The sequence below is a fragment of the Microcoleus sp. PH2017_35_SFW_U_B genome, assembly GCF_020737865.1.
GTDB lineage: Bacteria > Cyanobacteriota > Cyanobacteriia > Cyanobacteriales > Microcoleaceae > Microcoleus.
Window position 1 is genome coordinate 5,843 of the sequence record NZ_JAEQDE010000080.1, and the last position, 18,775, is coordinate 24,617.

16 protein-coding genes and 1 tRNA gene are annotated in these 18,775 nt (G+C 46.1%); 6 read left to right on the plus strand and 11 right to left on the minus strand.

Annotated elements, in window-relative coordinates; translation table 11 throughout:
• Nucleotides 1–183 precede the first annotated feature (183 nt).
• From JGK36_RS21995 to ribBA, 3 genes are read right to left on the minus strand one after another with little or no spacing between them, the layout of a single operon-like run.
• Entirely contained in the window at nt 184–330 is a 147-nt protein-coding gene (locus JGK36_RS21995) for a hypothetical protein (protein WP_293184262.1), read from the minus strand.
• Complete coding sequence (locus JGK36_RS22000) at nt 324–1,757, minus strand: pentapeptide repeat-containing protein (RefSeq protein WP_293184260.1); 1,434 nt, start codon at nt 1,755–1,757, stop codon at nt 324–326. The genes JGK36_RS21995 and JGK36_RS22000 overlap by 7 nt, the downstream gene beginning before the upstream one ends.
• Nucleotides 1,758–1,790: 33 nt before the next feature.
• A complete protein-coding gene (gene ribBA / locus JGK36_RS22005; protein WP_293197320.1) occupies nt 1,791–3,527 on the minus strand; it encodes a bifunctional 3,4-dihydroxy-2-butanone-4-phosphate synthase/GTP cyclohydrolase II in 1,737 nt (578 codons plus the stop codon).
• Nucleotides 3,528–4,036: 509 nt separating this feature from the next.
• Here ribBA and JGK36_RS22010 point away from each other — a divergent pair.
• Nucleotides 4,037–5,398 carry a DUF4339 domain-containing protein gene (locus JGK36_RS22010; RefSeq protein WP_293197322.1) on the plus strand — a complete coding sequence of 454 codons (1,362 nt, stop codon included), beginning with the start codon at nt 4,037–4,039 and terminating at the stop codon, nt 5,396–5,398.
• 61 nt (nt 5,399–5,459) lie between these two features.
• Here JGK36_RS22010 and JGK36_RS22015 read toward each other — a convergent pair.
• A tRNA-Phe gene (locus JGK36_RS22015) sits at nt 5,460–5,532 on the minus strand.
• 133 nt (nt 5,533–5,665) lie between these two features.
• Here JGK36_RS22015 and JGK36_RS22020 point away from each other — a divergent pair.
• A complete protein-coding gene (locus JGK36_RS22020) occupies nt 5,666–8,326 on the plus strand; it encodes a glycosyltransferase family 39 protein (protein WP_293197324.1) in 2,661 nt (886 codons plus the stop codon).
• Nucleotides 8,327–8,439: 113 nt separating this feature from the next.
• Here the strand turns inward: JGK36_RS22020 and cobO are convergent, their stop codons facing one another.
• The 3 genes from cobO to JGK36_RS22035 form a co-directional block, all read right to left on the minus strand.
• A complete protein-coding gene (gene cobO / locus JGK36_RS22025; RefSeq protein WP_293148198.1) occupies nt 8,440–9,075 on the minus strand; it encodes a cob(I)yrinic acid a,c-diamide adenosyltransferase in 636 nt (211 codons plus the stop codon).
• A gap of 225 nt (nt 9,076–9,300) precedes the next feature.
• The gene (locus JGK36_RS22030) at nt 9,301–9,879 is read right to left on the minus strand and encodes a Uma2 family endonuclease (protein ID WP_293197326.1); all 579 of its coding nucleotides are present in this window, start codon (nt 9,877–9,879) and stop codon (nt 9,301–9,303) included.
• A 143-nt stretch (nt 9,880–10,022) separates the two neighbouring features.
• Nucleotides 10,023–10,646, minus strand: coding sequence for a hypothetical protein (locus JGK36_RS22035; RefSeq protein ID WP_293197328.1), 624 nt, complete (start codon nt 10,644–10,646; stop codon nt 10,023–10,025).
• 111 nt (nt 10,647–10,757) lie between these two features.
• On the opposite strand from JGK36_RS22035, the gene glp reads away from it, so the two are divergent.
• The 4 genes from glp to rimM all read left to right on the plus strand — a co-directional run bounded on the left by glp (nt 10,758) and on the right by rimM (nt 14,483).
• Nucleotides 10,758–12,029 carry a gephyrin-like molybdotransferase Glp gene (gene glp, locus JGK36_RS22040; RefSeq protein ID WP_293197330.1) on the plus strand — a complete coding sequence of 424 codons (1,272 nt, stop codon included), beginning with the start codon at nt 10,758–10,760 and terminating at the stop codon, nt 12,027–12,029.
• A 251-nt stretch (nt 12,030–12,280) separates the two neighbouring features.
• Nucleotides 12,281–12,913, plus strand: coding sequence for a response regulator transcription factor (locus JGK36_RS22045; RefSeq protein WP_293197332.1), 633 nt, complete (start codon nt 12,281–12,283; stop codon nt 12,911–12,913).
• 796 nt (nt 12,914–13,709) lie between these two features.
• Nucleotides 13,710–13,787 carry a hypothetical protein gene (locus JGK36_RS22050; protein WP_293197336.1) on the plus strand — a complete coding sequence of 26 codons (78 nt, stop codon included), beginning with the start codon at nt 13,710–13,712 and terminating at the stop codon, nt 13,785–13,787.
• A 48-nt stretch (nt 13,788–13,835) separates the two neighbouring features.
• Nucleotides 13,836–14,483 (plus strand): ribosome maturation factor RimM, encoded by a 648-nt coding sequence (gene rimM / locus JGK36_RS22055; protein WP_293184237.1) that lies wholly within the window; start codon nt 13,836–13,838, stop codon nt 14,481–14,483.
• A gap of 144 nt (nt 14,484–14,627) precedes the next feature.
• Here the strand turns inward: rimM and JGK36_RS22060 are convergent, their stop codons facing one another.
• The 4 genes from JGK36_RS22060 to JGK36_RS22075 all read right to left on the minus strand — a co-directional run bounded on the left by JGK36_RS22060 (nt 14,628) and on the right by JGK36_RS22075 (nt 18,673).
• Nucleotides 14,628–15,089, minus strand: coding sequence for a phosphate-starvation-inducible PsiE family protein (locus tag JGK36_RS22060; protein ID WP_293184235.1), 462 nt, complete (start codon nt 15,087–15,089; stop codon nt 14,628–14,630).
• A gap of 357 nt (nt 15,090–15,446) precedes the next feature.
• A complete protein-coding gene (locus JGK36_RS22065) occupies nt 15,447–15,752 on the minus strand; it encodes an RNA-binding protein (protein ID WP_293148182.1) in 306 nt (101 codons plus the stop codon).
• Nucleotides 15,753–16,044: 292 nt separating this feature from the next.
• Complete coding sequence (locus JGK36_RS22070; RefSeq protein ID WP_293184233.1) at nt 16,045–16,371, minus strand: hypothetical protein; 327 nt, start codon at nt 16,369–16,371, stop codon at nt 16,045–16,047.
• A 130-nt stretch (nt 16,372–16,501) separates the two neighbouring features.
• Nucleotides 16,502–18,673, minus strand: coding sequence for a molybdopterin oxidoreductase family protein (locus tag JGK36_RS22075; RefSeq protein WP_293184231.1), 2,172 nt, complete (start codon nt 18,671–18,673; stop codon nt 16,502–16,504).
• Nucleotides 18,674–18,775 lie beyond the last annotated feature (102 nt).

The window sequence follows — 18,775 nt, forward strand, 5'->3', positions numbered from 1 at the left end:
ATCGCGAGCAGTATAATCGCGAGCAGTATAATCGCGAGCAGTATAATCGCGAGCAGTATAATCGCGAGCAGTATAATCGCGAGCAGTATAATCGCGAGCGGGGACGCTCGCACTATATGCAAAACTGAGATGCTCCCGTTAGTTGTTAGTTGTCAGCTTCCCCGCTCGCGGGTCGTTGGGTTGTTAGTTGGCAGTTGTTAGTTGTGATTCGTCAGTTGTGATTCGTTTTTGTTTATTTGTTATTTCGTAATTATTAGCAACTAGCAACGGCCAACTGCTAACTGTCAACTGCCAACTGCCAACTGCCAACTGCCAACTGTCAACTACCATTCCGATTCTAATGGTAGTTCAAAGAAACTCGGATTCAGATCTACATCAGTCAAATCCGTTTCGCTCAAATAAGCATCAGTCAAAGATACCCCTTTTAAACTTGCGCCTTTAAGATTTGCACCTTTAAGGTTAGCACCTCTGAGATTAACTCGGAATAAATGAGCATCGCTCAAGTCTACTTCAGTTAAATCGGCTCCCTCCAAATTTACTCTCATCAAATCTGCTTTTCTGAGGTCAGCTTCGTTTAACTTCGCGCCGCTGAGGTCGGCTTTTGTCAAGTCTACACCTCTCAAGTCGGCGCCGCTCAAGTTAGCGAACAGCAAAGTAGCTCCGGTGAAATCTGTTTCCCTCAAGTCGGCATCGCTCAAATTAGCGCCGCTGAGGTCAGCCCTTGTTAAGTCTACACCCCGGAGGTCAGAAGAACTCAAGTTTACTTGGTGCAAAATTGCGCCGCTTAAATCGGCTCCTCTCAAGTCTGTTCCTTCCAAGTTTGCACCTTTGAGATAAGCTTTTTTTAAACTAGCTTTACTGAGGTCTACATTTTTGAGATTGACCGAACTCAAGTTAGAACCGCTCAAATTAGCTCCGCTTAAATCTGACCCATTTAAGTCGGCTCCGGTTAAGTTCACCCCTTGCAGCGATACATTAGGAGCAATTAAATAAGCTCCGCCCAGACGGGGGTCAATGCCTTCTGAAAACAATGTTTGGTTGCTGTAAACAGCTTTTTCTAAAATGACGCCGCTGAGACTGGCTTCCCTCAAGTCCGCTGCGCTGAGGTTGGCTCCTGCTAAGTTTGCCCGATCGAGCTTTGCTCCAAATAAAATAGCTTTGTATAAGTTTGTCCGCCGCAAATCGGCTCCTTTTAAATCGGCTCCGGTCAAATCTACCATAGCCAGATTTAAGCCCGGGAGCGAGGCATTGGGAGCTAGCAAAATTGCTCCCAATGCAGCGGGGTCAATATCGTCGGGAAACATTGTCCGGTTGTTGTAGACTGTCTTGTCTAAAATAACGCCAGTCATCTGAGAGCCTCGCAAATCTGCTCCACTGAGATTGGCTCTGGTTAAGTTGGCTTGCTGGAGATTGGCTCCAACTAAATTGGCCTTGATCAAACTTGCTTGTTTGAGGTTGGCTCCCGTGAGTTCTGCTCCTACGAGAGTAGCTTCTCGGAGGACAGCACCGGTCAAATCGGTTCTGGTGAGGTTGGCTAAATTCAGAAATGACTCAGCTAAATCCGCCCCGCTAAGATTGGCGCGGGTGAGATCGGCTTCGATCAGATCTGCATACCTGAGAATTGCGTCGCTCAGGTTGGTTTCTCGGAGGTCTGTTCCCCTGAGGTTCGCTCCCCGGAGTTCCGCACCGCCGAGGTTGGTGCCTTTAAGCGGTTGTCCCCTGAGGTCGAGCCGGTGCAAAAAGTCACCAACGTTCATTTCCATATCGATTCGCCCTTTCTAGTCTTGACCTTAGCTTGACATTCCGAGGGCAGAATCGGGAATAGCGGAAAAACTATAGATTTTTTGAGGTTGAAGTTTCGCACAGGCGGACGCGACTTGTCCCAGGGGCAAGCTTTCGCGATCGAGCTGGACTTGCAGGGTTTTGAGCGGATCTGCGCCGGAGGAAACCATGAATTCTAATGTTTGCAAGTCGGGTTCTGTGCTGATAGATTCAAGAATTTGCCCGATCGCCCTGACGTAAGGATGGTTTGGATCTTTGTACCAATCGGGGGCTGCGAGTCCGGCCTGGTCGAAGCCGAGGTGAACGATGAGGGAGCTTTCTCCGAACAGGGCTATTCCCACCGGCCGCGCTTCTTCTTGCAGTAGTAAATCGCGACTTGCTACCAAATGCCGCAGTTTCTCAAGGTGTTCGTACCGATTTTGAATGGCCGAATCTTCCTCTTTTCCTTCTTCCTTCTTCCTTCTTCCTTCTTCCTTCGTTTCGTACTGAATCGCTACTGTGACTAAATAAGTTTGCAGCAGCATATGACCTAGTTTTTCGGCTTTGGTTGCCAGATAGATCGAGTTGTAATCTGTGGCTTCAATGAGTAAGGGGACGCGATCGACTACTTCAATGCCGTAACCTTTCAAACCGGCAATTTTTCGCGGGTTGTTGGTAATCAACCGAATTTTTTCCACTCCCAAATCGTTAAGCATTTGTGCTCCAACGCCGTAGTTCCGCAAGTCGGCGGGAAAGCCCAAGCGTTCGTTAGCTTCTACGGTATCGTATCCGATATCTTGCAGCGAGTAAGCTTTGAGTTTATTGACCAGTCCAATCCCCCGACCTTCTTGGCGCAAGTAAACTATGATGCCGCAACCGGCATTTTCGATCATTTTCAGTGCTGCTTGCAGTTGCATCCGACAGTCGCAGCGCAGGGATCCCAAAGCATCTCCGGTCAGACATTCGGAATGCACCCGCACCATCACGGGTTTGTCTTTAAATTCTGCCGGGTCGCCCTTGACAATGGCAACGTGTTCTGAATTGTCTTGAGTGTCGCGGTAGGCGTAGATCGTAAACTCGCCGAATTCAGTCGGCAATTTGGCGACTGTTTCGCGGCGGACAAATCGATCGTGCTTGAGGCGGTAGCTAATTAAGTCAGCAATGCTGATGATTTTGAGGTTGTGGGTTTTGGCGTATTCGATCAATTCGGGCAACCTCGCCATCGAACCGTCGGGGTTTTGAATTTCGCAGATGACGCCGCTGGGATAGAGGCCGGCGAGTCTGGCGAGGTCAACGGAGGCCTCGGTGTGACCGGCGCGTTTGAGGACGCCACCGTCGATCGCCCGCAGCGGGAAAATATGACCGGGACGGCGCAAATCTTGAGGTTTGGTATCTGGGTGGATGGCTACTTGGATGGTGCGGGCGCGGTCTTCGGCGGAGATGCCGGTGCTGACGCCGTTGACTGCATCGATGCTGACGGTGAAGGCGGTTTGGTTGTTGTCGGTGTTTTTGCTGACCATGAGAGGCAGTTCTAGGCGATCGAGTCGATCGCCAGTCAATGCCAGACAAATCAAACCCCGGGCCTGTACTGCCATGAAATTGATATTGTCGGGGGTGGCGAATTGGGCGGCACAAATCACGTCGCCTTCGTTTTCGCGGTTTTCGTCATCGACTACTACCAGCATCCGACCTGCTTTCAGGTCTGCCAGGGCGCTGTCAATTGAGTCAAATTGAAAGGATTGAGTTGAGGTGTTGTTGTAGGGCACTGAGGAGTTCAAGCTATAAACAGTATTGTTATGGAAATAGAATCTATTATTGATTGTAGCCTGTTGTTTCCGGCTGGGTGATTCTCCGAGTCAGATGAGTTTAACACCATTTTCGAGCTTGCATACTAGAAATAATCCTTTTTGTCAATCAAAAATTGCCAGAGTATTTCATGAGTTCGATCGAGATTCCGAGGCTTTTAGGGAAAGAGAAGGAAAATTATGTTGACTCTAAATCGGAATTTGTTCGATATTAATGCGATCGTCAAAGCGCGGTTGAGTTGTTAATTTAGCAATTGTGGCGATGAAGAAAGCAGTGACAATCGATCGAATTTGTAATCAGGAAGGGTTTTGGGGCGATCGAGAGTGCCCGGATGTAGCGCTATTGTTAAAATATGGATCTGTCTGAGGGAGGTTCAAGGATGAACCAATACTTTGTCTGAAGGCTAAAGCAATTGCGGAAGCTCAAGTGTAGTGGGACAATATTGATATCCGCCTCAATTGTCCCTCTCATGAATAACTGGCCGAAGTTCCTCCCCCTTCCTGCATCATGGGCAAAAGGTTTTGCATTAAGCAGTGGCTTTTGGCTAATTGTTTCGGTACTGCTGCCTGGATATTACTACTACTCCTACAGATTTAGCACAGCGTACTGGCGCAGCATCAGGAGTTATGACGAAGGCGCGATCGCCTTTGCTTGGTTGTGCCAAATCCCGTTATTTGCTTTCTACCATTGGGGATTAGCTAAATTTGCTGAGTGGGTGGAAAGTCGCAGCCAGAACCAACCGCCGACAGTAACAGTATCGCCTTGGCTGCACTGGAGGGAAGGGTTTATCGCATTTGCGACGCTGCCGGCTGCGATCGTCATGGGAATTCCGGCGATCGCCTTTTTGATGCTGCCGCTGAGGGACTCTTCGGGCTCAATTGTTGCTTTAATTATCGGAACTGCGATCGCATCGGCTTATTTGTATCACTTCCGCTTTGCAAGGCTGCTGAAAATTCTGGTCAAATTCCTCTGGATTTTCTATGCACAATTGCTTAAAATATTGCAACTTCTGTTAGTACCAACACTAACCGGTATGCCGTTTTTTGTGCTGACTTTTGTGACGGCGCCAATGGTGCCAAAACAACTGCTGCCACTGACGACCTTTCTATTAGTTATTTCTGTATTTCTCAGTGGCATAGTCGGATATGCAGCTTTGCAGTATTGGTCGGCGCATTTAGTTAATTGGGCCGCGAAGTGGTGGCCGGCCCACTCTCCTGGTTACAGTCGGGTTCAAGCTCGCACAGCTTGGAAACACAACAAAACAGCAGCTACTCAATCTTTGGTTCGGCATACAACCAGTTGGCATTTAGCGGCGAATGATACTACCTACCTAATTTATTTCAATTTGAGTGCGATCGTCTTTGGTGCGATCGGTTCTGTGCTGTTTGGAGAGCCGTCAACATGGTCAGAAACAGAAGAAGAGATGTTAGGATCTGCCGTGGCGCTAGTTTGGGTGGCGCAGTGGCATTTTTGGGGTTGGCGTCGCGAAGTAGAAATTGCTAGGGGTAAGCCCGAGGCCAAAAAGAGCTCGCGCGATCGTAATTTACCCGCCGCCGATCCAATTGAAGTCGAGCTCAACCAACTTGTAGCCGAGTTCGGCGATGCTCGGATGAAGCCTGTCAGAAAACCTGCGTCAGCAACTAAAAAGCCTAAGTCACAGCAGGCTCAGTGGTACGTATTCCGCAGCGGTAAAGCCGAGGGGCCTTATACTAAGCGACAGTTGCGAGATGTGCAGCAAATTACCGATCGCACCAAAGTACGCCGCGGTGAAGCCGAGTGGCAGCGCGCTGGTGAAATTCCAGAATTAGCAGCGTATCTGACTCAAAAATAATTGACTGCACAGCCCGTATTTTCCCCAATAAAAAGCCCTCAACTTTGTGAGGGCTTTGCGATGCCAAGACGGAGATTTGAACTCCGGACACGTGGATTTTCAGTCCACTGCTCTACCAACTGAGCTATCTCGGCTTGTTTTTTTACGCTTAACTACCTTAGCAGACACATACGGAATTTAGCAAGCACTTTTTCAAAATAATTTTTAGAGCGCCCGGAACCGCCCACCTGTAAGCTAAAAACTGCAAGCTAAAATCCAAAAATCGCAATGGCACAGGAACATCGGGACAGCCGGGGCAAGAGTATGCTGATCTTAGGCATAATTTGGCTGCTGGGGGCAATTAGCGATCGCCTCTGGTTTGCCTGCGATCGATCTGTACCCGCCTGGGATCAAGCAGAATACCTCACTAGCACGCTGAATTACTTACAGGCGTTGCAGCATCCTCAGTGGTTTTCCGGCGACTGGTGGACAAGTTTCTGGCTGCTTTCGACGAAGATTCCGCCCTTGGTGTACATCTTAACGGTGCCGTTTCTGCATATTTTTGGTACTGGGGGCGATCGGGCAACCCTCGTTCATTTATTATTTAGTGCTATTCTGCTCGCCTCAGTCTACAATTTGGGCACCAAATTATTTAATCGACAAGTTGGTTTATGGGCTGCTGCTATTTGCGTTTTGTTACCGGGACTTTATCGCTTCCGCTTGCAATTTTTGCTAGATTTCCCCCTAACTGCTGCGATTACTTTTTGTTTCTATTGTCTGACAATGTGGAAGAAACAAGAAAATGCGGCAGCGGATTTTGCCGTATATATAACGGAGAGAAAAAATCAGGAAAATCGTAAAATATTTTACCTGAATCGATTATCTTTCTTCTGGGCGATCGCCTTTGGAATTTCTCTAGGGTTATCAATATTAGTTAAACACACTACAGTATTATTTTTGTTTACACCGATTCTGTGGTTAGCAGTTGGTGCAGTGCGACAAAAAGCATGGGGAAGATTAGCTCAATTAGCTGGTGCATTGTTGCTGTCTGCTGCCGTGTTTGGCCCGTGGGCAAAAACCAATTGGCTGTTAATTTTGACCGGGGGAAAACGGGCAACGTTCGATTCTGCGATCGCCGAAGGAGATCCGGGCCTGAATACGATCGGTGCTTGGATTTACTATATTCAGCACTTACCAGAACACGTTTCCTGGCCTCTGTTACTGATTCCCTTAGTCGGATTTATACTCTATTATTGGCGAAATCGAGCCGATAGTCAGTCAATCTTGTACCTTGACTCCTGTCGGTGGCTGGGGGTATTTTGGATAGGAGCTTATTTAATTAATTCCCTAAATATCAACAAAGATGACCGATATGTGATACCTTATTTACCAATATTAGCAATATTTTTAGCCTACTGTTTAACCCTGTGGCCGCAGCGTTGGGGAAAGCAAATTCGTTGGGGAACAATTGGCTTAGGAATCCTAGCGATGCTGTTCCATATCTGGCCGCTGGGCGGTGGTTTGGGAAACAACTCCGTTCAAGTTGTCAGTCCCGGCAATTCTAGCTATCCTTATTTAGGTAAACAGTGGCCGCACCAAGAAGTAATTGCCGAAATTATTGATACCGAACCTTATTTGCAATCGACTTTGGGCGTGTTGCCTTCCACACCGGAAATTAACCAGCACAATTTGAATTATTACGGTGCTTTGGCGAATTTTCAGGTTTACGGGCGACAGGTGGGAACGAATTTAAAAGAAGTGCCACAAGATGTGCGATCGCTTTCTTGGTTTGTTACCAAAACTGGCCCGCAAGGTTCGATTCGGGAACGGATTAAAAAAGCTCAAAATGCAGCGGTGGCGGCGATTGAAACTGGTGGTAAGTTTAACTTGCAAAAAAGTTGGGTTTTGCCTGACAATACTAATTTGAATCTTTACCGCAAGCAGTTGCACGCGGTGGAAATACAGCCGTTGCCTGAAGCGCGATCGCAAGTACAATTAGAGCAGGTGACTGTTTTGGCAAAACCGGTTCCCGGTATAGCGTTGCCGGTGACTTATACTTGGTCTGGGCCTTGGCAGCAGTTGCAGTCTGGTTTAGTCTTGTTAACGTGGCAAAATCAGCAGTCGGGCGATGTTGCACCGGGACAGACTGTGAGGATTTTACACGATCGCGCGATCGGCCAGGCAACTTTGCATCCGGGAATGCTGGAAGCCGATAAATTTGCTGTGGGGTTTCGAGTAGTCGATCGCACGGCGATGCTAACTCCTGCTAATATTGCACCGGGAAGTTACAATCTGCAAGCGACTTATCTCAATCGCAAAACCGGGGAAACTTATCCAATCAATGTGCCGCAGGTAACGCTTAAAATCGACGCTCAGCCCGAGGTTATTGCTTCCCAGACTCGCACGGATAACGAAAACGATAAAAAATTGAAAATCGCCGAGCAAGTCCCAGCAAATGAAGATACGCCCGAGTTAGATTTGGTAACTCAATTGCGGGCGATGGCGGTTAATTTACCCAAAGGATTGCCCGGTTTAGAACCAGTATTCGAGCAGATTGGACGGATCAATCAGTACGATCCAACTCAAGATTATACCGCACAAGCGGAACAAGCGTTAGCATATCGGCTGAAGCAGGAACCGAACAATCTAGAATTCGCCTATGCTTTGGCATTTTCTAGAGTATTGCAGCAAAATGTCGAAAGTGCGATCGCGGCTTTAGAAAAAGTCACCCAACTAGACTCTCAAAACCCCTATGCTTACGCTTATCTCGCCTTCGTCCAGATTTACGGCTGGCACCCAAAAGCCGCTGAAACAGCCTTAAAACCCGCACTCGCCCTCAACCCCAACCTACCGGAAATTAGAATTTTAAACGGTTTAGCCGCTTTAATGCAAGGCAATGTCATTCAAGCGTGGCAAGATTTGCAATTCTTGAAAAAATTGAAGATTTAAGCTGTTGCGGCATTTAAACTGTATGTCAATAAATAATCCAAGTCTTGTGGGATGGGCTTCTAGCCCGTCCCGAATATGCAATGTTTATTTGCGCGACAGCTTAGCAATCAAAACTAATACTCAATACCAGCTTGAGCCTTAATACCTTGTTCTCGAAATGGATGCTTAACCAAAGTCATTTCCGTCACCAAATCGGCGCGTTCAATTAATTCGGGTGGCGCGCCTCTGCCGGTGAGAATTACATGAGAGTCTTTGGGTTTTTGTTCTAAGGCTGCGAGCACTTGTTCGACTTGCAAATAACCCAACTTTAATGCTATATTGACTTCATCTAGCAAGACCAACCTAAACTCAGGATTGCAGATAAAGGTTACAGCTTTATCCCAGGCTTTTTGAGCTGTAGCAATATCTCGATCGCGATCCTGCGTATCCCAAGTAAAGCCTTCACCCATCGCATGAAATTCTAGCTGATTTTCCCAGAGTTCAAAAACAGCTTTCTCTGCCGGTTCCCAAGCTCCTTTGATAAATTGTACTATGGCGACGCGGTAGCCGTGACCGAGCGATCGCAAAACCATGCCTAAAGCAGCCGTAGTTTTGCCTTTACCGTTACCCGTATTCACAATTATCAAACCTTTATCTTCAGCAGCATTAGCAATTCGCTGCGCCTGAACTTCTTGTCGGCGCTGCATTTTTTGTTTGTGTTGTTCGGCTGTTAAGCCCGTCGTTGTAGTTGTTTCTGTATTGGTTTCCATGATATTTCTTTTCTTTTAACCGCAGATGAACGCAAATCAACGCTGATAAATGGAGAATGTCTAGTTATAGCGGTTCTCACAAAGATTAGGTACGTTGTTGGGCTTCAGCCCTCTTGATTTAATAAGCACGTCGTTGTAGTTGTTTCTGTATTGGTTTCCATGATATTTCTTTTCTTTTAACCGCAGATGAACCCAAATCAACGCCGATCAGTACAGAATGTCTATTTACATCCATACTGCTTGCCAGTTTAGCACGAAACCGGGCAAAATGTGTTCTCCAGAAAGTTCTGCGGGACATTCGATAATTTCTTTTTCTTGTCCTTCGCGGTAGATTTCAACTCTGCGCGTTTTACGGTTGATTAACCAGCCTAATTTTACTTGGTTTTCCATGTATTCTTGCATTTTGTCTTGAGCATCTTTTAGACTGTCTGTCGGCGACATTAACTCTAAAACAAAATCTGGGGCAATCGGAGGAAATTTTTGTTTTTCTTCGGGAGTGAGTGCATCCCATCTTTCTTGTTTAATCCAAGAAACATCGGGGGAACGATTGGCACCGCTGGGGAGTTTGAAGCAAGTTGAAGAATCGAAACAAACTCCTAGTTTAGTTCGTCTGTTCCAAATTCCAAAATCAATAGATATTTCAAAATTGTAATTTCCAGTTTCTCCTCCTGTGGGTGACATAACGGTTATTTCTCCTTGGGCGTTGCGTTCAAATTTGACCTCGGGGTTTTGGCGACACAGTTGATAAAATTGGTCGTCGTTGATTTGGGCGATCGCATTAAAGTTGATAGTAACTGCTAGCATGATATTTTAGAGGCTGCACTTGGACTATTGTAACCGCAGATAAAGGCCGAGCGATGCAGGTTGTGTAAATCGCAAACCGGAGAATGCTATTTTTGAAGCCGGAAGATTTTGCGAAATACTTGTGTTGGCATTATATCACAAAGTTATAATGACGCGTTCATCTTGTTATGAAAACTTTTTTCCAGGAAAGATTTGCAGACATACCAATAATAAAATGCAATGTTGATTTCGCTCAATAACTTAGGAACCCCTTCTAATAAACTAGCTAAGATCTTGCCTTCTAACTTCAGCGCGTCCATGCCGATCGCAAAAAACAACAATCCCAACCCAGCCAACAATATTTTGTAGGGAGTAGACTGTAGTTCTCGCCGAAAAAACCATCCGTAGGAGAACACAAATATAGCGTACAACAAACTAACTCCTAACTTAGGAATTCCCAAGGCGCTAATATATAGATGAATCCTGTAAATTTCATTGAGCAGAAATGCGCCTGTCAACAAAGCAGAGAACAGAATAAATCGAGTTTCCGTAGGGCGCAGTTGCATAGTTTTAGCCAATCCATAGCTAAAGCTACAAACAATAACTGGCACAGCACATAAGATTTGAAAGGTTCGAGTTAATAAAGCCACATTGGGATTGGGGGAGAAAAAAGGGTGAAAGAATAAATCGCTGACTTGCAAGCCTGAAAGTTGAGTCAGGACAACCAGAAATCCCACCACAAATAGAGATAAACAATTGAGTCGAAAAGCTGAGCGAAAAATAGTCATAAGCTAAGGACGACAAAAAACGGTTTACCGCAGAGGAATCAAAAAATACATTTCCACTATAGCTGCTGATTTGCTAAACTAAGAAGAGTCTTGTTAAACTGGGTGACACTGATGCTGTCCGTAAAAGAAGCAGAATCTATCGTTCTAAATTTGGCGCAATCCCTCGACAGTCAGCGGGATGTAGAAATTGTAGACTTGTTGGCAGCATCGGGGCGCATTTTGGCTGCACCCGTCACCGGTTCCCTCGATTTTCCTTATTGGGACAATTCGGCAATGGATGGCTATGCGGTGCGGTTTGCTGATGTGGAAAATTGCAGCGCCGAAAAACCTGCGGTACTCGAAGTAGTCGAGGAGATTCCAGCCGGATATCAGCCTCAAACTACCGTGCAATCGGGCCAAGCAGCCCGAATTTTTACGGGCGCGATGATGCCAGATGGTGCTGATACGGTGGTAATGCAGGAAGAAACGAGGCGTGAGGGCGATCGCATTTTTATCTTAGTTTCTCCTGAAAAGCCACAAGCATTTGTCAGGCACAAAGGCACTTTTTATCAAGCAGGAACAAATTTACTAACTCCGGGTACAGTTATCAACGCCCCAGAAATGGCAGTATTAGCAACTGCACAGTGCATTCAAGTTCCAGTTTATCGGCGTTTGCGGGTGGCTATTTTTTCTACGGGTGACGAATTGGTATCGCCAGACAAAACTTTGACTTACGGTAAACTGGTAGATTCAAATCAGTATGCTTTGACAGTGTTGTTGACTCAAATGGGATTTGAACCGATTCGATTGGGGATTATTCCTGATAGTAAAGATGCGCTAAAGGAGGCAATCGCTCAGGCTATTTCGACAGCAGATGTGGTGCTTTCTACGGGTGGCGTTTCGGTAGGAGATTACGATTATATCGAGCAAATATTGGCGGAGTTGCAAGGCAAAGTTCACATTAGTTCTGTGGCGATTAAGCCCGGTAAACCTTTGACTGTCGCTGCATTTAAACGAGATGAAGAAAAATCAGATTTGCCGATTGCGAGTTCGGATTGTCTCTATTTTGGTTTGCCGGGAAATCCAGTTTCGGCTTTAGTATGCTGTTGGCGGTTTGTTGTGCCTGCTTTGCGAAAGATGTCTGGGCTGGGCGCGGATGCTTGGGGCCCGGAGTTTGTGCGGGCTCGATGTGATGTTGAATTGCGATCGCCAGGCAAGCGCGAAACTTATGTTTGGGGTAAACTACATTTAGTTGCCGGATTCTGGGAATTTGAACCTGCAAGCGGCAGCCAAAATTCAGCAAATTTAATTAACCTCGCAAATACGACTGGTTTAGCAGTTTTGCCCGCATCGGAAACCTGGATTTTGCCTGGTGAATTTGTAGAAGTTTTAAAAGTTAGTTGACAGTTGACAGTTGACAGTTGTCAGTTGACAGTTGGCAGTTGGGGAGCATCTCATTACTATAATAAATGCAAAACAGAGATGCTCCCGTCAGTAGTCAGTAGTCAGTTGGCAGTTGGCAGTTATTAGTTATTTGTTATTGTTGAGAACCTACCAATTCCCAATTCCCAATTCCCAATTCCCAATTCCCCCTTCCCAATTCCCAATTCCCAATTCCCAATTCCCAATTCCCAATTCCCCATTCCCAATTAACAATGAAAATTCTAATTGTTGAAGACGATCCGATGATGCAACTGGGATTAGAGCAAGTTTTAGCCGATTCCCCAGAAATAGAAATAGTAGGACAAGCAGAAGATGGATATTTAGGCGTAGCCGCCGCACTGAAGCTGAAACCAGATATTATTGTAATGGATATCGGTTTGCCGCGACTGGACGGCATAGCAGCGACGCAGCAAATTAAAGCACAACTGCCGGAAGTTAGAGTGGTAATGTTAACTTCTCATACCGCTGAAACTGAAATTATTGCTGCCCTTTCAAGCGGTGCTGATGCTTATTGTATTAAAGGTGCTTCCGTAGACAGGCTGTTAGCAGCGATTGCAGCGGCAGCAGAGGGGGCTACTTACCTCGATCCTCAAATTGCTCGGACTGTCATCGATCACCTCAAACCGCCTACACCAGCCTCTACAACTACTTTTGGCCAATTGTCACAGCGGGAATTAGAGGTGTTAAAGTTAATGGTGGAAGGTAACAGCAATCCGGAGATAGCGGCGGCACTTTATTTGAGTCCAAATACTATTAAAACTCATGTTCGCGGTATTATGAATAAGTTGGCTGTGGACGATCGCGTGCAAGCAGCAGTTGTAGCGCTGAGAACGGGGTTGGTTTGACACTCCCCGACCTTAAGGTGCGGGGATTCTTGGCTCAACGAGACCACTTAACCTAGATACCTTGCAGTGTCTAGCAAGCGAGGTGGGACTCTCCCCAAGCGACTTCGGGTATGCCCTACCCTAGTTGGATTGCTCCAAGTTCTTTTTTAATTTGAAACGATATGTCTCAAAAAAACTGTTCGTCTAGCTCCTCTGAATCTTTTACCTACTGCGAGGTGGAGTCTAGAAAAATGCAGTAGAACCGCATAGATTCAATTTTCTCTTGTTCAGTGTGCCTCTCGGCGACTGGGTTTTTTAAGTGGTTGATTACCCTATCCACTATAATTAGTGTACCACATCTGTACACAAAATGGCAAAGAAAGAATTGTACATCAGAGTATCAGAGGCCCAGATGGATATGCTTGAGGAATACGCCAAACAGAATAGTCGAACCAAGTCCGATATTGTTGGCGAACTTATCAGAACACTCTCGAAAAGTCGTCCTAGAAGGACGAGGCTTTAAACCCAATTTTTCGGTAAAGAGGGAAGAAGGGAGAGGGGGAGAGGGGGAGATGGGGAGAAAGGGAGAGCTGACAGGTGTAGGTTTTCCCCTGGCAAAACCCAGCAAATTTAGACAGTGCAAAGGTTTTGGGCTTTTGCATCTTAAAATCTCAAACTCTTATGGGATAAGGCTTTTACCAAAAAACCTACACCCGTCAGAAGGGGGAGAGAGGGAGAGGGGGAGAATTACCCAATTAGCAATTACCAATTACCAATTACCAATTACCAATTACCAATTACCAATTACCAATTAGCAATTACCAATTACCAATTACCAATTAGCAATTACCAATTACCAATTACCAATTACCAATTACCAGTCACTAATGACTAATGACTAATGACTAATGACTAATTATTAGCAATTTGAGTAAGAGAATTTATGTCTGAGTGGATAGAAATCGGTACAATTGTAGCAGCTCAAGGTTTATACGGGGAAGTGCGAGTCTATCCCGATTCGGATTTCCCGGAAAGGTTTATTGAACCGGGGAGGCGGTGGCTTTTGCGCCCTAAGAAAACTGAACCGGAACCGATCGAGTTTTTGGGCGGTCGCTACATTCCAGGCAAAGGGTTGTATGCTGTAGAGGTGGAGGGTGTAGAAGACCGCGATGGCGCTGAAGCGCTGCGGGGCTGTAAGTTGTTAATCGAAAAGGGCGATCGACCTTACCTCGAAGCTGGTGAGTTTTACGTCCAAGATTTGCTTGGTATGGAAGTTTTTAACCAGTTAACCGGGGAAATCCTAGGTAAGGTAAGCGATATTATCCCCGCAGGTAACGACCTTTTAGAGGTAGAAACTAATCTCACAGCGCCGGAAGTTGTCCCCCCAGGAGTAGCTAAGCCAAAACGCCCGGAAACTCCCACAGCAAATGCTGACCCCAGAAATACCCGCAAACCACGGAAAATCCGGGTTAAAGAACCTAAATCAACGAAAATTTTGATTCCTTTTGTGCAAGAGATTGTGCCAATTGTTGACTTGGAGAAAGGCAGAATTGAAATTGTGCCTCCTGCTGGTTTATTGGAAGACATCTAGGCAAGACGGCGGTTTCAACCGCCCATTTTTCTAGACAAGAAAGGAAAGGATTTTTCAAGCAAAGCCGGATTGGGTATTAGTTATTGATGACAATTCCCAATTCCGAATTACTAATGACTGATGACTGATGACTAATGACCAATATTAATCATTTGCTTTATTGGCAAACCGCACTATCAGGTAACTGATGGAAAGCGCAAAAATGGCTGCTGCTAAACCAATCAAGTCGGCTGCTGTTTTTTTTTCTAGGTCAAGAATGATTATTTTTCGAGATACTGCTATCAAAGAAGTTACAATAACTAGCTCTACTTGAATTACGTGCTTTTTCAGATAAGCTGTAATATTTTCCAAGATTTCCAGGGCAATTAAAACATTTAAAAACAACCCGAATATGACAAACAACGTATCTTTTAATAAAAAACTCTCGTGGTCGTTAAACAATTCTTTTGCTAAATAAATCAGCAAATCGCAAACGCTGATTATAATTACCAAAATCATCGCCAGCGATAAAATTTTGGATATTATGACTTCTACATTTTCTGTAAAATGCAGAAATTGTTCATCACTGCCAAACTTAGAAATTTGCCTAAATAGTTTTTTCAGCATACCGATGATTTAGCGATCGTCGATCATTCTGTCATTCTTCGGTACACTTGGCAATCCCGAAACTCTGTGATTGCTTGTTTCCCTCGGAAAACCGGAGTCTGAGGAAGGTTATTTTTTCTGCCCGTTATATTTTACAGGCTTTCGGGTCAGCTCCGAAATCGATCGCACACAGTCCATTTCCCGATTCAGAAATTTTGCAAATAAAAAAACCTCAAACTCTAGCTTATCAAGAGTTTGAGGACTTTCAGACACGGTACGATCGCACAATCAACTACTTATTCTCAACAGATAAGGATTGTTGACTGCATTTTCGCCCTGTCGAACACACGACCAAGCTAAATTTTTAGCTTGGGTGGTTTAGTAGCGGCGAGAAGAGCGGTCGTTGTTGCCCCAGTTGCCGCTGTTGGAAGAACCGCGCTCTTCGCGGGGTTTTGCCTTGTTGACTTTGAGGTCGCGACCCATCCACTCAGCACCGTCAAGAGCCTCAATGGCTGCGGCTTCTTCTGCTTCAGTAGACATTTCTACGAAAGCGAAGCCCCGCATCCGACCTGTTTCGCGGTCAGCAGGCAATTGAACGCGCTTTACTGTGCCGTACTCTCCAAAAGTTTGGTTGAGGTGCTCCTGCGTTACTTCGTAGGATAAATTGCCGACATAGATTGACATTGAACATTCTCCAGAATCGAGGTTGTAGAGATTTAAATCCGGAGGAACGCCGATCGAACGAACTGTACTGCCGAAAATAAAGCCTTATAAAAATAGCATAGCACCTATAGGTGCAAACTGCAATTTTTCCGATCCGCTCGATCGACTAAAAATAAGGAATAAAGAATCAGGAATCAGGAATCAGGAACAAGGAATCAGGAAAAACCCCGAATAAAGCAGGAAAAACTAGAAAAAATAAATTTAATTTTCTTGATTCGCGAACTCTGCGGGAGAACGCAGCTTGTCGGGTGCTTCAACAGTTGACTGTTGACTGTTGACTGTTGACTGTTTGAGAGCGACCTCTACCTGGAAGTCCGAGGATTGGAGTAATGAATAGTCTGATTTTAATTTCTCCCTCAAAGACGGGCGGGCTTTCAACCAATTCTTTCTGGTAATAACTCAAAATTACTCGATAACCTTGCCCAAAAACAGGTACAAGCCCCGGACTTAAGTCGTGGAGATCCCAAAATTTGAGACCCTTCGACAAGCGAACGGCCAACGCCAAAGTTCCAACTCCCAGATTGCATCTGTGGAGTAAATCAAAAAATGGAAAATCGAAAAATAGAAAATCGACTGACAAAGGTCTTGATTGCTGTAGAGTACCCTGCTATTGTGCCTCAGCCATAGCTAAGAAACTGGGTTTATTGACAAAAAAACTAGAATTTTATTTGAGTCTGTGGCAAGAAACCAAGGTAAAGTTGGACGGCAACTCAAGAATTGACCGTGACGGTGGATTTTGCCCAATTAAACTCCCCAACTTCTGCGGCCACTTCTGCCCCAATCAGCACTAACTGCACCGCACAAGCTTTTAACTCGGGCTGTTTGGAATCTGGACAACTTGTAGCATGAGTCATGGCATTGGCTTCAGCACTTTCTGCCCACAGAGAACCCCAGTGCATCGGTACAAATAGCGTACCAGGGGCGATCGCCTTGGTGACTTTTGCTGGAAACTGAGCCTTACCGCGGCGCGATCGAACTTCTAGCAAATCACCCTCCTTAATCTGCAATTTAGCAGCATCGCGCGGGTGAATTTCCAAAAACGGATCTGGGTGCAATTTATTGATTTTCTCTGTTCTCCCAGTCCGAGTCATCGTGTGCCAATGTCCGTAAACTCTTCCTGTGGTTAACACAAACGGATAGTCGGGATCTGGTGGTTCTGCTAGTCCCCGGGAGTGATAGGCCGAAAATCTCGCCCGCCCGTCAGGAGTGTGAAAACGCCTGTCAGTATACAGCCGTTTAGCTTCAGTCGCTGGATGCACAGGCTGATTTTCGGGACATGGCCACTGTTGGGGGCCTTGAAGGCGCAAATATTCATGGCTGAGGCCTGTTACGTCGCAGGGACGATCGCGTGTCAACTGCACGTATTCTTTGTATATATCGGCGCTGCTGTCGAAAGCAAAGTGTTCGGCAAAACCCAACCGGCGGCCGACTTCTGCAAAAATCTTCCAGTCGTCGCGCGCTTCGCCGGATGGTTCATCGAAACCGGGACAAAGCGTCACGCGGCGTTCGGAATTCGTCATCACTCCGGTTTTTTCGCTCCACTGGGTTGCCGGCAGCAGGATGTGAGCGTAGGCTGAGGTTTCGGTGGGATAGTATGCTTCTTGATAAATCGTCAAGGGCGATCGCAACAAAGCAGCTTTTGTCCGTTCCAAATCCGGCATACTCACCACCGGATTGGTGGCGGCAATCCACAACAACTCAACATCGCCAGTTTCCAAACCGGTAATCATATCCCAAGCATTGCGGCCTGGATTCGGCGAAATGCTTCCCGGTGCGATTCCCCAAAACTCCTCGACTTGGGTTCTGTGTTCGTCATTTTTGACAAAGCGGTAGCCTGGAAGTAAGTGAGAAAGTCCTCCAGCTTCCCGGCCTCCCATCGCGTTTGGCTGGCCTGTGAGGGAAAACGGGCCAGATCCCGGTTTGCCGATTTGACCAGTCATCAAGTGCAAATTAATTAGCGATCGCACCTTTGCCGTACCTTCGGAGGACTGGTTAATTCCCATCGACCACAGAGACAAAACCCGTTGTGACTGTTCCCAATAGTTGGCAGCAGTTTCTAACTCGCTGACAGTAATGCCGCAGCGCGAGGCTACAAACTCCGGCGTATAGCTGCTGAGAACTTCAGCAAAAGCTGAAAAATTTGCCGTGCATTCTTGAATAAACTCAGGATCTATTGCTTGCCTCCGCAACAGCAAATATGCCATTCCATTGAGTAAATCTATGTCCGTCCCTGGTTTAATTGCCAAGTGCAAATCTGCGACTTCAGCAGTCGGAGTCCGCCTCGGATCTACCACAACTATCTTGACATCGGGATGTTTTTTGTGGTACTTTACTAATCGATTGAATACAATTGGATGGCATTCCGCTGTATTGCTGCCGATAATAAAAGCGCAATCTGTTAATTCTAAATCGTCGTAACAGCAAGGCGGCCCGTCCGAACCAAAACTTTGAACGTATCCCGAAACCGCTGAAGACATACACAAACGAGAATTCGCATCAAAATTATTAGTGCCCAGACAACCTTTCATGAGTTTCTGGGCAACATAATAATCTTCTGTAGCGAATTGACCTGAACCGTAAACGCACAAAGCATCTGGCCCACTGGTACTGCGAATTGCCTGGATGCGGTCAACAATGGCATTGAGAGCTTCGTCCCAGCTAGCGCGACGGAACGGCTGGTCGAGAGTCTCTCGCATCATCGGATAAAGTAGCCGATCGCTGCGAATGGACTCTGTTACCGTTGCTCCCTTGATACAAACCATGCCCTGAGTCGATGGGTGATTGCGATCGCCCCGCACTTTCCAAGTTTGTTTTTTGTCGGGAACAACTTCTAGACCGCAACCTACACCGCAGTAAGGACAAAGAGTTTTTATAGTTTCCATCTGGTGATTTTAGATGCTAATTTTTGAAAGCTCATGGATAATTCGTAATTCGTCATTATAGTTGGAACTGAGGACTCCTACAAATAATGTATCAATAATTAC

Bases quoted from the DNA above. Each gene is read 5' to 3' on its own strand.
- JGK36_RS21995 (WP_293184262.1), bottom strand. From the start codon at position 330: ATGGTAGTTGACAGTTGGCAGTTGGCAGTTGGCAGTTGGCAGTTGACA.
- JGK36_RS22000 (WP_293184260.1), bottom strand. From the start codon at position 1,757: ATGAACGTTGGTGACTTTTTGCACCGGCTCGACCTCAGGGGACAACCG.
- JGK36_RS22010 (WP_293197322.1), top strand. From the start codon at position 4,037: ATGAATAACTGGCCGAAGTTCCTCCCCCTTCCTGCATCATGGGCAAAA.
- JGK36_RS22020 (WP_293197324.1), top strand. From the start codon at position 5,666: ATGGCACAGGAACATCGGGACAGCCGGGGCAAGAGTATGCTGATCTTA.
- cobO (WP_293148198.1), bottom strand. From the start codon at position 9,075: ATGGAAACCAATACAGAAACAACTACAACGACGGGCTTAACAGCCGAA.
- JGK36_RS22030 (WP_293197326.1), bottom strand. From the start codon at position 9,879: ATGCTAGCAGTTACTATCAACTTTAATGCGATCGCCCAAATCAACGAC.
- JGK36_RS22035 (WP_293197328.1), bottom strand. From the start codon at position 10,646: ATGACTATTTTTCGCTCAGCTTTTCGACTCAATTGTTTATCTCTATTT.
- glp (WP_293197330.1), top strand. From the start codon at position 10,758: ATGCTGTCCGTAAAAGAAGCAGAATCTATCGTTCTAAATTTGGCGCAA.
- JGK36_RS22045 (WP_293197332.1), top strand. From the start codon at position 12,281: ATGAAAATTCTAATTGTTGAAGACGATCCGATGATGCAACTGGGATTA.
- rimM (WP_293184237.1), top strand. From the start codon at position 13,836: ATGTCTGAGTGGATAGAAATCGGTACAATTGTAGCAGCTCAAGGTTTA.
- JGK36_RS22060 (WP_293184235.1), bottom strand. From the start codon at position 15,089: ATGCTGAAAAAACTATTTAGGCAAATTTCTAAGTTTGGCAGTGATGAA.
- JGK36_RS22065 (WP_293148182.1), bottom strand. From the start codon at position 15,752: ATGTCAATCTATGTCGGCAATTTATCCTACGAAGTAACGCAGGAGCAC.
- JGK36_RS22075 (WP_293184231.1), bottom strand. From the start codon at position 18,673: ATGGAAACTATAAAAACTCTTTGTCCTTACTGCGGTGTAGGTTGCGGT.